The 13,614-nt window shown below is 35.5% G+C and carries 10 protein-coding genes; 5 read left to right on the top strand and 5 right to left on the bottom strand.

Annotated elements, in window-relative coordinates; translation table 11 throughout:
• Window positions 1-12: 12 nt before the first annotated feature.
• Complete coding sequence (locus SOI85_RS06060; RefSeq protein ID WP_320663519.1) at window positions 13-1,626, bottom strand: ferredoxin--nitrite reductase; 1,614 nt, start codon at window positions 1,624-1,626, stop codon at window positions 13-15.
• Window positions 1,627-2,100: 474 nt separating this feature from the next.
• On the opposite strand from SOI85_RS06060, the gene SOI85_RS06065 reads away from it, so the two are divergent.
• Window positions 2,101-2,733: a CbiX/SirB N-terminal domain-containing protein gene (locus SOI85_RS06065; RefSeq protein WP_320663520.1), complete on the top strand. Its 633-nt coding sequence runs from the start codon at window positions 2,101-2,103 to the stop codon at window positions 2,731-2,733.
• Window positions 2,730-3,545, top strand: coding sequence for a uroporphyrinogen-III C-methyltransferase (gene cobA, locus SOI85_RS06070; RefSeq protein WP_320663521.1), 816 nt, complete (start codon window positions 2,730-2,732; stop codon window positions 3,543-3,545). The genes SOI85_RS06065 and cobA overlap by 4 nt, the downstream gene beginning before the upstream one ends.
• Before the next feature lie 125 nt (window positions 3,546-3,670).
• Here cobA and argJ read toward each other — a convergent pair whose 3' ends face one another.
• On the bottom strand, window positions 3,671-4,912 hold the full coding sequence (argJ, locus tag SOI85_RS06075) for a bifunctional glutamate N-acetyltransferase/amino-acid acetyltransferase ArgJ (RefSeq protein WP_414477782.1): 1,242 nt from the start codon (window positions 4,910-4,912) through the stop codon (window positions 3,671-3,673).
• A 43-nt stretch (window positions 4,913-4,955) separates the two neighbouring features.
• Here argJ and coaE point away from each other — a divergent pair, with 43 nt between their 5' ends.
• Window positions 4,956-5,576, top strand: coding sequence for a dephospho-CoA kinase (coaE, locus tag SOI85_RS06080; RefSeq protein WP_320663522.1), 621 nt, complete (start codon window positions 4,956-4,958; stop codon window positions 5,574-5,576).
• Here coaE and gatB read toward each other — a convergent pair.
• Complete coding sequence (gene gatB / locus SOI85_RS06085; protein ID WP_320663523.1) at window positions 5,573-7,048, bottom strand: Asp-tRNA(Asn)/Glu-tRNA(Gln) amidotransferase subunit GatB; 1,476 nt, start codon at window positions 7,046-7,048, stop codon at window positions 5,573-5,575. The genes coaE and gatB overlap by 4 nt on opposite strands.
• 101 nt (window positions 7,049-7,149) lie before the next feature.
• On the opposite strand from gatB, the gene thiO reads away from it, so the two are divergent.
• Entirely contained in the window at window positions 7,150-8,256 is a 1,107-nt protein-coding gene (gene thiO / locus SOI85_RS06090; RefSeq protein WP_320663524.1) for a glycine oxidase ThiO, read from the top strand.
• A gap of 2 nt (window positions 8,257-8,258) precedes the next feature.
• Here the strand turns inward: thiO and ndk are convergent, their stop codons facing one another.
• Window positions 8,259-8,717, bottom strand: coding sequence for a nucleoside-diphosphate kinase (gene ndk / locus SOI85_RS06095; protein WP_320665140.1), 459 nt, complete (start codon window positions 8,715-8,717; stop codon window positions 8,259-8,261).
• A gap of 145 nt (window positions 8,718-8,862) precedes the next feature.
• Here ndk and speA point away from each other — a divergent pair, with 145 nt between their 5' ends.
• Complete coding sequence (gene speA, locus SOI85_RS06100; protein WP_320663525.1) at window positions 8,863-10,815, top strand: biosynthetic arginine decarboxylase; 1,953 nt, start codon at window positions 8,863-8,865, stop codon at window positions 10,813-10,815.
• A 1-nt stretch (window position 10,816) separates the two neighbouring features.
• On the opposite strand, the gene alaS is transcribed toward speA, so the two are convergent.
• Window positions 10,817-13,480 carry an alanine--tRNA ligase gene (gene alaS / locus SOI85_RS06105; RefSeq protein WP_320663526.1) on the bottom strand — a complete coding sequence of 888 codons (2,664 nt, stop codon included), beginning with the start codon at window positions 13,478-13,480 and terminating at the stop codon, window positions 10,817-10,819.
• Window positions 13,481-13,614 lie beyond the last annotated feature (134 nt).

The following is a 13,614-nucleotide window of genomic DNA, read 5'->3' on the forward strand; positions in this document are numbered from 1 at the left end:
GAAAGTAATTAACTAATCAGTACTAGCTTCTCCGAGTTCACTAAACCAATTCATAAAACGCGAAAAAAAATCATCATTATTTTGTAGCCTGGGTAATGCTTTATAATTATCAATCAAAAGTTGCTTAATAGTATCTTTCAATTCATAAATAGGAACTGATTTTTTATGTAATTTACCTACTTTATTAACTGGTCCTTGCATCCCGCCAATAGCAATATCAAATGCCTCAACTGTTTTGCCATGTTTGTCTTTGGTTCTTTTACCAGTCAAACCAATAGCTCCCATGTATGCCTGACCACAACTATTGGGACAACCGGTCCAATGAATCTTTAATTCCTCTGGCAGGATTAGCTCATTATCTAATTCTTCTGCGATTTTTTGAGCTTGATCTTTGGTGTTGACTAATGCAAATCCGCAATAAGTCTTCCCTGTACATGAGACAGTTCCAGCAGATACTTTACGAGGGTTTAAAGGGAATTTCCTTAGTAAATTATCATTTTTGAAATCAAATAGATTTTCCTCAGGAATATCAATAATGATTATATTTTGATCTTCAGTAAGTCGTAATTCTCCAGTCCCATACTTGTTAATAAGATCTGATAAATCTTGAAGATCATTCGATGTAAGCCTACCAACGGGAACATGAATACCAGCATAGAATTTACCTTCTTGCTTTTGATTATTAATACCAAAAAATGATCTAGGTTTCTTGCTAAAGTATGAACCTGGGTCTTCCTGAAGTTCTCCAAATTTCTCTTCTACTAAAGAACGAAATTTTTCAATCCCTATCTGATTTAAATAACTCCTAAACCTACCTTTTGGCCTTGCAGACCTTTCTCCATTATCTCTCCATATAGTTAAAATTATTTGAGTTAATTGACAAATTTGATCTTCTTGAATCCAAGCATTCAATGGAATCGCATAATCATTTAAAACAGAAGATAGAATACCTCCAACCCAGACACTAAAACCTAATTCTCCATTATTAAAAACTGGATGAAAAACTAAATCATTGTGTAAAAGAAAATTGTCACTTGCCCCTGCAACAGCTGTGTTCCACTTCCTTGGAAGATTGGAGAATTCTGGATTACCTTGACCATTTTTTGTTAGAAATTCATTTAACTTAAATGTATAAGGTCTGGTATCAATTACTTCTTCTGGATCTACTCCTGCCAAAGGATTACCTGTTACATTTCTTGGATTATCAAATCCTGATTGTATTGTTTCTATACCTGCCAATTTCAATCTTCTAAGTATTTCTGGCAGATCACTTATCAGAATCCCTCGCAGCTGTAAATTTTGCCTAGTGGTTATATCGCAGTTTCCATTCTCACCATATCTGGCAACAATTGAAGCTATGATACTTAGTTGGATTGAATTAAGAACGCCATTTGGTATTCTTAATCTCAACATAAACTTTCCTGGGGTCTTAGGTCTCCAGAACATTCCATACCATTTTAATCTTAATTGTAAGTCTGTTTTATCAATATTTTCCCAGCCTAGTCTTGCAAATTCCTCTAATTGACTACCTACTTCTAATCCATCTTTTTCATGCTTATCTTTTTCAATCTTATTTAATTTTTTATCTTTGAGATAATACTTTAAAGGTTTAGAAATTGTCGTCATTGATACATTTTTTTAGAAAGTAAATCTAATTGAATTTAAATTGAACACATCCAGTTAATTGAATGATCGATATTTAAAATCGAATTAGTATTATTAACTCTCATGGTGTGCATATCTTTTGTATCTGAAATTACAATTTATAAATTTTGATTAAAATAATTTTTTAGTATAAATGACTACCTAAAGCGGTACCTGTTTTTTGCTATTTACTAATCAACTTGATCAATGATATTGGCGTCCGATTTCACCAAAAGCTGTAATAGTTCCTCTTTTCAGCATTTCCCAGACGTGCTTCATCGCAGCCAGGTCTCTATGAAAAGTGGTCTTAAATTTTCGAGTTCTTTTCACTTTATGAATTCTCAAGTCACTAATTATAATGTTAATAGTATACATAGTTCCTCTATAATTTCTTCGTATAATAAAAACAAAACTAATTTTAGCTCAACATCTTTATCTAAAAAAAATCCGTTGCGAATGATACCAAAAATTAAGAATGTTAGTCCATTTCGAAGCTTGAGATTAATTATACATGGCTCATCAGGAGGTTATATCCACCCATTAGTAAATTACGTCATCAAACAAGTAGAATATCTTAGAGGGTCTAGTGTTGATCTAGAAGTACTCACACAAAAGAAACCTAAACATTCAAGATCTTCTTCTGTTCTAGTGGTTCCATTATTGTTACTGCCTGGCAAACATGTGCAACATGATATTCCTCAAATATGTAAACGTTTAAATCATGAAGGGATAAATACACAATTACTGCCTTTTTTAGGTTGCTGGTACCAATGGATTTCAATATTAAAATATTTCATTAATATTGAATCCCAAATCGGAAAACCTATACTACTTCATCATCCATTAAATAATAGTATTGGTTCAAGTTATTTAGAAAAGTTAAACAGAACATTAAAAATACCCATTGAGCCATGGAGCAAATGGAGTAAATTAAGAGAAAAAGAAGATCCAATATATACCCCAATTCCTTTTTCATTAACACCTAATAAAAATACAAAAAATTTAAGAACACATGACTCAATTTCATCTTTATTAGAAATTGATATCTTCTTATTTGGATTAATTAATATTTTGACTCACTTACCATGAAAAAAAACAATAATGGAACAATTTATTTAGTAGGAGCAGGTCCAGGAGATCCTGATTTACTAACAGTCAAAGCAAAAAGATTGCTAACTGAATGTGATGCCTTGGTTTATGACGCTTTAATACCAAAAGAATTTCTCAAATATACTCCTGATTCATGTAGACATTTTTTTGTTGGCAAAAGACGTGGTAACCATTCACTTGATCAAAAGCAAATCAACAAATTCTTAGTGGAAATATCAAAAGACCACAATTCTGTAGTGCGTCTTAAAGGTGGAGATCCTTTCTTGTTTGGTCGAGGGTGTGAAGAAGCAGAGTGGCTAATTAAACATAATATTCAGGTTCAAGTAGTACCTGGTATTACTTCAGGTATGGCGGCACCTACTTACATGGGAATTCCTTTAACACATAGGGAAACAGCATCGTCAGTTACATTCGTGACAGGTCATGAGGGAAAGGACAAAAAACATTCTTCAGTAAAGTGGCGTAGACTTGCAAACGCCTCAGATGGAATAGTCATTTATATGGGTATGCATAATCTTAATTACATTATTAATGAGCTGATTGCTGGTGGTTTAGATCCTGAAACGCCATCAGCCATAATTCATCAAGCGACGTTAGCCAATCAGCAATATATCAAAGCACCATTAAATAAACTTTTACTAAAACAGAGATATAGAGGTATAGAATCTCCTTCCATAATAGTAATTGGGAAAGTAATTACTCATCAAATTAAAAAATGTGCACCTGAACCTACAGGTTTGAATTTGTCTAAGCTAAATAATTTAATAGCGTTAAAAGCAAAGCTTATCTAATTTTTAAATTCGAAAGAAATTGTCTATCACGATCTGTATGCAATACATTCCAAAGTACTTTTACTTTGTAGTTACTCCTCTATCTAAATGTGCTTATATCCGCTGTCCTGTAATAGATCTTGAGCTTAAGTAGTATAATCTGCATTTATCCTTATATATTCCTCCGATAAGTCACAACCCCAAGCTACGGCCTCTCCTTTACCTTTGCCAACTTTAAGTCGAATTGTAATTGAATTATTCTGCAAATAATTATCGTTAAATTTCTCCTTCATATACTCTGAAACTTTAGAACGATCAAAAAGAATTGGTTCGCCTCTGCTAACTAATTGAAAAGATCCAATCCATAAATCAATTTCGTCGGATGATAATGGCACTCCTGCTCTTCCAGTAGCAGCTACAATCCTTCCCCAATTTGGATCATGTCCATTAATCGCTGTCTTAACTAATGAAGAACTAATAATTGTTCTGGCTATCAAGCGCGCATCTTCCGAAGTTTTACAACCTTCTACTTTAATCTCAAGCAAAGAATTTGCTCCTTCACCATCTCTAGCAATAGCTTTGGCTAAATGTTGAGATGTCTTGAGTAATCCCATTTCTATATGTTCTAGGAATTTATCTGCAACAGGTTCACCAGAAGAAAAGGCTAAAAAAGAATCATTAGTACTTGTATCTCCATCAACGCTAATTGCATTAAAAGAAGAGTTCACAACTCGTTGGATCATTGTCGACCATAAATCAAAAGATACACCAACATCACAAGTTAAGTATGCAAGCATCGTTGCCATATTGGGGTGAATCATACCTGAACCTTTTGCCATACCTCCGATTCGGACTCGTCTGCCATCTACAAATGATTCATAGGCTATTTGTTTATCAACAAGATCTGTTGTAAGAATTGCTTGAGCAGCATTATTACCACCAGAATCATCTAAACTAGAAACAAGTTTTTCCAATCCATTTAATAATTTTTGCATAGGTATTGCTTCGCCTATGACACCTGTCGAACACATCAAAACTTGCGAAGTAGGTAAACCTAAGTGATCTGACAAATCATTAATAGCTCTATAAGAGTCAATAAATGCTTGTTTACCTATACAAGCATTGGCTTGACCAGAGTTAATAAGAACAGCTCTAACTTTACCTGCGCATTCTTTAAGCTTTTGTTGACAAATATCTACACATGCAGCACGAATTGAAGATTGCGTAAAAGTGCCTGCACAAATAGCATCCTTTGGAGCCAAGAGTAGGGCTAAGTCTAATTTACCAGAGCTTTTTAAACCAGATTTTATTCCAGCAGCTCTATATCCTAACGGACTAGTTATACCTCCACTAATAGGAGACCATAATGATGGGGGGGAAGGAGTCACAACCTTCAAGAACAAACTTCATTAATACTCATCGTGATCCATTATGGAAAAGTTTCAAGAAGAAATTGACATCCCTAAATGTATAGGAGACCAAAGGCGTATTGGCATCACAGGTGGTATAGCCAGTGGTAAAAGTACTATTGGAAGTTATCTAGAGAAAATTAAAAATCTTCCAATTTTAGATGCTGATGTTTTTTCAAGAGAAGCTCTCAAGCCAGGAACTAATGCTTATCACTCGGTAATTCAAAGATATAAAACAGGAGTTCTCAAAAACAAACTTATAGATAGAAAAGTACTTTCTAAGATTATCTTTAATGATGCAAATGAGCGATTATGGTTAGAAAGTCTTATTCATCCGATAATTTACAATAAGTTTTCAGAGGCAATACAATGTCATCAACAATCAAAAATCCTAATAATGATAGTGCCATTATTATTAGAAGCAAATTTCACAGATTTATGTACCGAAGTATGGGTAGTTAATTGTTCTAAAGAGCAACAATTAAAAAGACTTATAACGAGAGATAGTTTAAATAAAGATGAAGCCATTAAAAAAATAGAGGCCCAATGGCCATTGGAAAAAAAAATAAAATTTGCTAATTTTGTTATTGATAATTCTTCTGAATCAAACGTATGGAAGGAACAAATAGACAATTTAATTTAAGATGAGAGCTTCTTGCTTAATATTTGATTAGCCTTTTTGGGATCGGCTTTACCTTTTGTTTCTTTCATTAACTGACCAATAAAAAATCCTTGCAGTTTTGTCTTTCCTTCACGGAATGCTTGCACTTCATCAGGATGATTAATCAAGATTCTATCAATAATCTCTGCAAGAAGATCGGAATCACTAATCATTCCTAGTCCACGTTTATCAACTATCTCTAAAGGAGATCCACCTTGATTCATTAATTCAGGCAAGATATCTTTTGCGATCTTGCCACTAATCTGCCCGTTAATTATCATCTTAACCATTTCAGCCAGTTGATCTGCTTTAAAAGGAAGGTCTTCAAAGCTCTGCTTAGTTGCTTTTAAATGAGCTGAAATATCGCCAGTAATCCAATTACATGCTGCTTTAGGTTCAGCACCAGCTGCTACAGCATTTTCGAAATAAATAGCCATACCAGATTCATCAGTTAACACTCGAGCGTCATACATTGAAAGGGCATATTCTTTGGCATACCGATATCTTTTAGCGGATGGCAACTCAGGTAATTCAGAAGACCACAGTTGAAGCAATTCTTTTGTGATCTCAATAGGTCCCAAATCAGGATCAGGAAAATAACGATAATCACTACTACCCTCTTTTGACCTCATGCTCTTAGTTAATTGCTTACTTTCATCCCAAAGACGTGTTTCTTGAATCACTGATTCTCCAGCTTCATACGCTTTAATTTGTCGTTCTATCTCATATTCACAAGCTTTCTGAATAGCCGAAAAAGAATTCATATTCTTTATTTCTACCTTTGTCCCAAAAGGAGCTGTGGAACTAGGCCTCACTGAAATATTAACGTCACATCTCAAAGAGCCTTCTTGCATATTCCCATCAGATACGCCTAAATATCTAACAATTCTTCTTATTTCTGCAGCATACTCTGACGCTTCTCTCCCAGTTCTAAGATCAGGCTTACTAACTATTTCTGCTAGAGCAACCCCAGCTCGATTGTAATCAACAAGAGAATGTGTAGAACCTGCTAATCGATCACTTCCGGCATGGACTAATTTGCCTGCATCTTCTTCCATATGAAGACGCTCAATGCCTATTTTTTTTATATAGGTTTCTTTCCCTTTTTCAGCAACTTCAACTTCAATCCAACCATTCTCAGCTATTGGCTCATCAAATTGAGAAATCTGATAATTTTTTGGTAAATCAGGATAAAAATATTGTTTCCTATCAAATTTACTGTGCTCAGCAATGTGTAAATTTAAAGCTAAGGATGCTTTAACTGCATACTCCAATACTTTCTCATTCAAAACAGGGAGAGTTCCTGGCAATCCACAAACAACAGGATCAATATGAGTGTTAGGCTCATCACCAAAATTAGTAGATGCTGAAGTAAATATCTTGCTATTAGTTCCTAATTGAACATGTGTTTCCAATCCAATAACAGGCTGCCATGCACTATTGGTTTCAGACATTAATTTTGACTTAGATGCTTAAATCTTATGGAATCAAGGTCCATTCAGGCTATATATGCTGAACTTAAACAAAACAAAACGCTACTTTCATACCCAATAAGATGGGGGTTCATTCAACAGACCAGTTACTAATTATTGGTGGTGGCTTAATGGGACTTTCTGTCGCTCATAGCCTTGCCAAGAAAGGAAAGAAGGTGATTATTTTTAGCCGAAGAAGGAATGAAGCTGCAGGCTTTGTAGCAGCGGGAATGCTTGCTCCTCATGCCGAAGGACTAACAGGACAGATGCTTAAACTAGGTAAATTAAGTCTTCAGCTTCAATCTAATTGGGTTGCAACAATTGAAAAAGATAGTGGTTTAGATTGTGGTTTAAGGAATTGTGGAATAGTTGTTCCATTTAGAAATTTTGCAGAAAGAGATAAATATCCAACTGCTCAATACGGAGAATTATTAGATCGAAATGCACTATTAAAGGAAGCCCCAGGCTTACATCCTCAATGGAAAAGCGGAATTATTTTTCATCAAGATGGTCAAATTGATAATCGACGTCTTTTAATGCGAGCACTTGAAAAAGCTTGCTTTGAATTAGGTGTGCAATTCCAAGAAGGGGTAAAAGTTCTCAAGTTAATTAATAGCTCTAAAGGATTTGAAGGTGTTCAAATTCAAAATGCAGAAGGAAAAATTAAATCTATTCATAGTAAAGAAGGTGTTTTATGTAGTGGTGCATGGGCAAAAGAATTACTCACAGACCTCCCAATATTTCCAGTAAAAGGACAAATGTTATCTATTCAAGGGCCTAGAAATGCACTTAAAAGAGTAATTTTTGGGCCAGGAACTTATTTAGTCCCTCGTCAAGACGGGTTAATTATTGTAGGAGCCACAAGTGAAAAAAATGCTGGATTCGATGAAGGATTAACTCCAATTGGTCAAACCCAATTACAAGAGGGCATTAGCTCTCTTCTTCCAAAAGCAAGTAATTGGCCACATATGGAACGCTGGTGGGGATTTCGACCCTGCACGCCTGATCAAAAGCCAATTCTAGGAGTTTCATCTATCAAAGGCCTCTGGCTGGCAACTGGCCACTATCGTAACGGGGTCTTGTTGTCAGCTATTACTTCATATCTTTTGCAAAAAATTATTTGCAACGAGAATCTAAATACAGAGGAAAAAGAAATTTTGAAAACTTTTAAATGGGATAGATTTCAATAATATTATTCTTCCTTTCTCCATATTTGATCTGCTGGTGTCCAATCAGCAAGTTCAGAGCTTTCAAACCACAATGCAATCTCAAAATTTGCAGTATCTAGTCCATCTGAACCATGAATTACATTTCGACCAATATTTACGGCCAAGTCACCACGAATAGTGCCAGGTTCAGCTTCTAAAGGTTTCGTTGCTCCTATTAACTTTCTTGCACTAGATATAACACCATCTCCCTCCCAAACCATTGCAACCACAGGGCCACTTGTAATGAAAGCGACTAGATCAGAGAAAAAAGGACGATCTTTATGAACCCCATAATGTTTTGAAGCCAATTGCGTGCTTGGTACTACTTGCTTAAGTCCTATTAATTTAAATCCTTTGCGTTCAAACCGTCCCAAAATCTCTCCAACCAAACCACGTTGAACCCCATCAGGCTTAATCGCAATAAAAGTTCTTTCAGCAGACATAGAATCAAAAGGCCAGAATGAGGCTATCGTCATCTTCTGACCACCCACTTGGCAAGCAAAATCTGACAAGAAATACAAGTTTTCTTAGATTTTGTCTAATAATTAAACAGCCAAATCATTATTTCAAACACAACTCTTTACTCTCTTGAACAAAGAAGGACTTACTTCTGAAGATACATGGAATGTTTCCCACAGCTCATCGTTATACGGGCTAAATCGTTGGGGTGAAAAATATTTTTCAATTAATTCACTAGGAAATATCGTTGTAAAGCCAAAAGGAGAAAATGGAGAAACACTTGATCTCTTTGAACTGGTGAAAGAATTAGAAGGAAGAAATCTTAAATTGCCTTTATTAATTAGGTTTGATGACATTCTAGAAGATAGGATAAAAAGTATAAATACAGCATTTGAGCAAGCAATAAAAAAATATAAATATGAAGGCATCTACCAAGGTGTCTATCCTGTCAAATGCAACCAACAGCAACAGGTTGTTGAAACGTTGATGAAATATGGACGACCATGGAATTTAGGATTGGAAGCCGGAAGCAAAGCCGAGCTCTTAATCGCTTTATCTTTGATTAGTGATCCAAAAGCTCTTTTAATTTGCAATGGATATAAAGATAAGAGGTATATAGAAACAAGTATTCTCGCTAGACAGCTAGGTCAGCAACCTATATTAGTTATCGAACAAGCAGATGAAGTAGAACGAATAATAAAAGCGAGTAAAGAGCTAGGTGCTGCACCCTTAATAGGTATTAGAGGGAAACTTTCAACTCAAAGTAATGGCAAATGGGGGGAGTCTATTGGAGATAAATCAAAATTTGGACTTTCTATTCCAGAAATATTGCAAACTGTGGAATCTCTCAAACAGGCGAACCTCCTTCACGAGTTAAGACTTTTACATTTCCATGTAGGAAGTCAAATCAATGACATAGCTATTTTTAAGGATGCTTTGCAAGAAGCAGGGCAAATCTATATCGAACTAAATAAATTAGGTGCACCTATGGGATACCTCGATGTAGGCGGTGGCCTTGGAATCGACTATGACGGGAGTCAAACGTCGACTGCAGCATCAACAAATTATTCTCTCCAAAATTATGCTAATGACGTAGTGGCAACTATTCAGGAGTGCTGCCTCGGTCGTGATGTAAGTCCACCCAATTTAATTAGTGAAAGTGGTAGAGCAATAACTAGCCATTTTTCTGTACTTATTTTTAATATCCTTAGTGAAAGCAAAGTACCGTCAAATGTTCCTTCAAAGCCTGATAGTCAAGAATGTCTCATCATTAAGAATCTAAGAGAAACACTCAATTCAATAAATGACTTTTCAGATAGCTCAAAAGTAAAGATAACTCAACTCCAAGAAGCCTGGACTGATGCTCTGAAATTCAAAGAAGATTCATTGGCTGCGTTTCGACTTGGTTATATGAGTATTTTAGAAAGATCCACTGCAGAGCAATTAACCTGGGCATGTGCAAAGTCATTAATTAGAGAAGTTGAAAAAATAAATGGTCAAATCATTCCAAAAGAATTACAAGGTTTAAATTACTATCTTGCAAGAACATATTATGCAAATCTTTCTATTTTTCGATCTGCACCAGACACATGGGCCATTAATCAACTTTTCCCAATTATGCCAATTCATAGACTCAGGGAAAAACCAACAAACTTAGGAGATTTTGCTGATTTAACTTGTGATTCAGATGGAAAGCTATCAAGCTTTATAAATAATGGTCAAGTAAAGCCTTTGTTAGAACTACATGAGTTAAAAGCCGATGAAAGTTATTTAATAGGAATGTTTTTAGGAGGTGCATATCAAGAAGTAATGGGTAACTCTCATAATCTTTTTGGAAGCACTAATACTGCACATATTCGCTTATCTAATGAACGTAGCTATAAAGTAAATCATGTTATTCGAGCCGACAGTAAAGCCGATCTATTAGAGGCTATGGAACATAATCCTAAGCTTGTTCTAGAAAGACTAAGAATAGCTAGTGAGTTGGCAATTCAGGAACGCAGGTTAAGCATCAACGATGCACAACGGCTAATGGAGCATATCGAAATTAGTCTAAGAGAAAGCACATACCTTCAAGAGTAAATCATTCAAACAAGGCAATCAAATTCTGCCTTGCATTGTCTAATGCCAAAGATAATGACTTGGCATCACGTCCACCCGCTTGTGCAATATTAGGCCTACCACCACCACCACCACCGCAATCTCTAGCAATTGGCCCAATAAATTTTCCTGCATTTAAACCTTTCCGAACCAAATTTAGTCCAAAGGCTACTATCAAGGTAACTTTATCAGGATTGTCTAAATCTGGTAAACCACCAAGAATTACAGCAGTATTATCGCCCAATTCATTAAGAAGTTTCAAGGCAGCAGATTGAAGTGAAGTAGCATCAATGCCGTCAAGTTGTTCAATAATATATTGACTATTCCCAATAGAAGTTACATGTTTCTTCAACGCTAATACCCTTGACATAGCTAGCTCTTCTTTAGTCGTTTTAAGGTTAATTTTGAGTTCTTTTATTTCATCCTGCAGTGCACTCACCCTATGAATAATTTGATGAGGTTGTGACTTAAATAGCTCACTCAATTCCTTAACGATCAAATCTCTATCATTTAAATAACTTAAAGCTGATGGACCAGCTACAGCTTCGATTCTTCTAATTCCGGAAGCAATCCCCGATTCGCTAATAATCTTAAAAACACCTAATTCGGAAGTACTTGTTACATGAGTCCCTCCGCAAAGTTCCTTAGAAACTCCTGGAACATCTACAACTCGGACAATATCACCATATTTCTCACCAAACATAGCCAATGCACCTTCTTGCAAAGCTTCATCAATTGGCATGTATTCAATTGCAATTGGATGATCCTCAATGATCCACTTATTTACCAGAGTTTCCATTTCTCTTAATTGACGATTATTAATAGCTAAAGGAGCATTAAAATCAAATCTCAATCGATCAAATGCGACTAAAGACCCTCTTTGCCCAATATTAGAATCAATAACTGATTTGAGAGCAGACTGTAATAAGTGTGTTGCAGTGTGATTAGCTGTTGCGGCACTCCTGGTGAAACTATTAACTATCGCTGTTACTCTATCCTTAATAGCCAATGTACCGTGAATAATCTCAGCTGAATGGACAAAAATATTTTGCACTCTAGTTACATTAGATATATTTACTTTCAAATCATCTCTTATTAAAGATCCTGTATCGCCTATTTGGCCACCAGACTCGCCATAAAAAGGAGTTCTATCAAGGATGATTTTAACTTTATCTCCTACTGTGACACTGTCTGCTACCTGTCCATCAAAAATAATTGACAAGACTGAACTTTGAGACTCTAAAGCTTCATAACCTAAGAAATTAGTTTTTTTCAAGTTTAAGGCAATTTTTTCAATTGCTCCTTGCGCGGTTAAGTCTATTTTTACGGCTGCATCTTTAGCTCGCTTACGTTGTTGATCCATTGCGTCATCAAAACCTTTTATATCAACTGAAAGATCATTTTCTTCAGCTATTTCTTGTGTTAACTCTAGAGGGAATCCATAGGTGTCATACAATTCAAATGCCTGATTACCGGTAATTAAACTTGTATTGCTAGCAATGATTTGATCCAGTAGTTTCTCACCTCTATCTAATGTTTCTAAAAAACGAAGTTCTTCGATTTTAAGTTCAGAAAGAATCAAATTACGTTTACCGACAAGATTAGGATAAGGCTGCTTCATTAAATTGATGGTTGCATTGCCAAGCTCTGCTAAAAAATTTTGTTTATTACCCAGCAATCTTCCATGCCTCACCATCCTTCTAATTAGACGCCTCAAAATGTAACCTCTTCCAAGATTACTAGCAGTAACTCCATCTGCTATCAGATGTATAACAGCTCTAGAGTGATCACCAAGTATTTTTAGAGATGTTTGTTTAGTTTCATCTAATTTATGATAATTGACATTAAATAATTTATTTAATACTTCTATTAATGGAAAAATTAGATCGGTTTCATAATTATTAGGAACTCCTTGTAATATTTGAGCCATTCGCTCAAGACCCAGACCTGTATCAATATTACGTTTTTCTAAGGGTGTGAGTTTGCCCGCTTTATCGCGATTAAATTCCATGAAAACAAGATTATAGAATTCGATAAATCGGTCATCATCCTCAAGATCAATATCTATATTGCCGAGATCAGGTTTAAAGTCATAATAAATCTCGGAACAAGGTCCGCAAGGACCAGTCGGTCCAGAACTCCAAAAGTTATCTTGCTCATCCATTCGAATAATTCTCTTAGGAGTTACACCTACTAAATCACGCCATATAGATTCAGCCTCATCATCTTCTCGAAAAACACTAACCACAAGATTACGGGGATTTAATCCGTAAATATTGGTACATAATTCCCAAGCCCATTGAATTGCTTCTTTCTTGAAATAGTCGCCAAAAGAGAAATTACCAAGCATCTCAAAAAAAGTGTGATGTCTGGCGGTGCGACCGACATTCTCAATATCATTTGTCCTAATACATTTCTGACTGCTCGTTCCCCTTGCTGAAGGCCTTGGCTCCTTGCCCAAGAAGACAGGTTTGAAGGGTAACATCCCTGCAATTGTCAACAATACTGTTGGATCATCAGGGACTAAAGAAGCACTTGGAATAATCTTATGTCCTTTACCAGCAAAAAAATCAATAAACGTACTTCTAATCTCGTCCCCACTCCATGATCGGGACAAATTAGACTTAGATTTTTGCTTAGCTGTCATAACTTAGAAAAATATTAAAAGTGGCTGGCAGGCAAATCCTTTTGGAAAATAACAGCCTTATAGATCATTTTATAAATTAAAGGTAATGATTTGCATAGTTTTATCGTAAAAAGTTTTTAACAGGGTTAATTAAA

The sequence above is a fragment of the Prochlorococcus sp. MIT 1223 genome (genome assembly GCF_034092465.1).
GTDB lineage: Bacteria > Cyanobacteriota > Cyanobacteriia > PCC-6307 > Cyanobiaceae > AG-402-N21.

Bases quoted from the DNA above. Each gene is read 5' to 3' on its own strand.
- alaS (WP_320663526.1), bottom strand. From the start codon at position 13,480: ATGACAGCTAAGCAAAAATCTAAGTCTAATTTGTCCCGATCATGGAGT.
- ndk (WP_320665140.1), bottom strand. From the start codon at position 8,717: ATGTCTGCTGAAAGAACTTTTATTGCGATTAAGCCTGATGGGGTTCAA.
- coaE (WP_320663522.1), top strand. From the start codon at position 4,956: ATGGAAAAGTTTCAAGAAGAAATTGACATCCCTAAATGTATAGGAGAC.
- thiO (WP_320663524.1), top strand. From the start codon at position 7,150: ATGGGGGTTCATTCAACAGACCAGTTACTAATTATTGGTGGTGGCTTA.
- cobA (WP_320663521.1), top strand. From the start codon at position 2,730: ATGAAAAAAAACAATAATGGAACAATTTATTTAGTAGGAGCAGGTCCA.
- SOI85_RS06060 (WP_320663519.1), bottom strand. From the start codon at position 1,626: ATGACGACAATTTCTAAACCTTTAAAGTATTATCTCAAAGATAAAAAA.
- gatB (WP_320663523.1), bottom strand. From the start codon at position 7,048: ATGTCTGAAACCAATAGTGCATGGCAGCCTGTTATTGGATTGGAAACA.
- SOI85_RS06065 (WP_320663520.1), top strand. From the start codon at position 2,101: ATGATACCAAAAATTAAGAATGTTAGTCCATTTCGAAGCTTGAGATTA.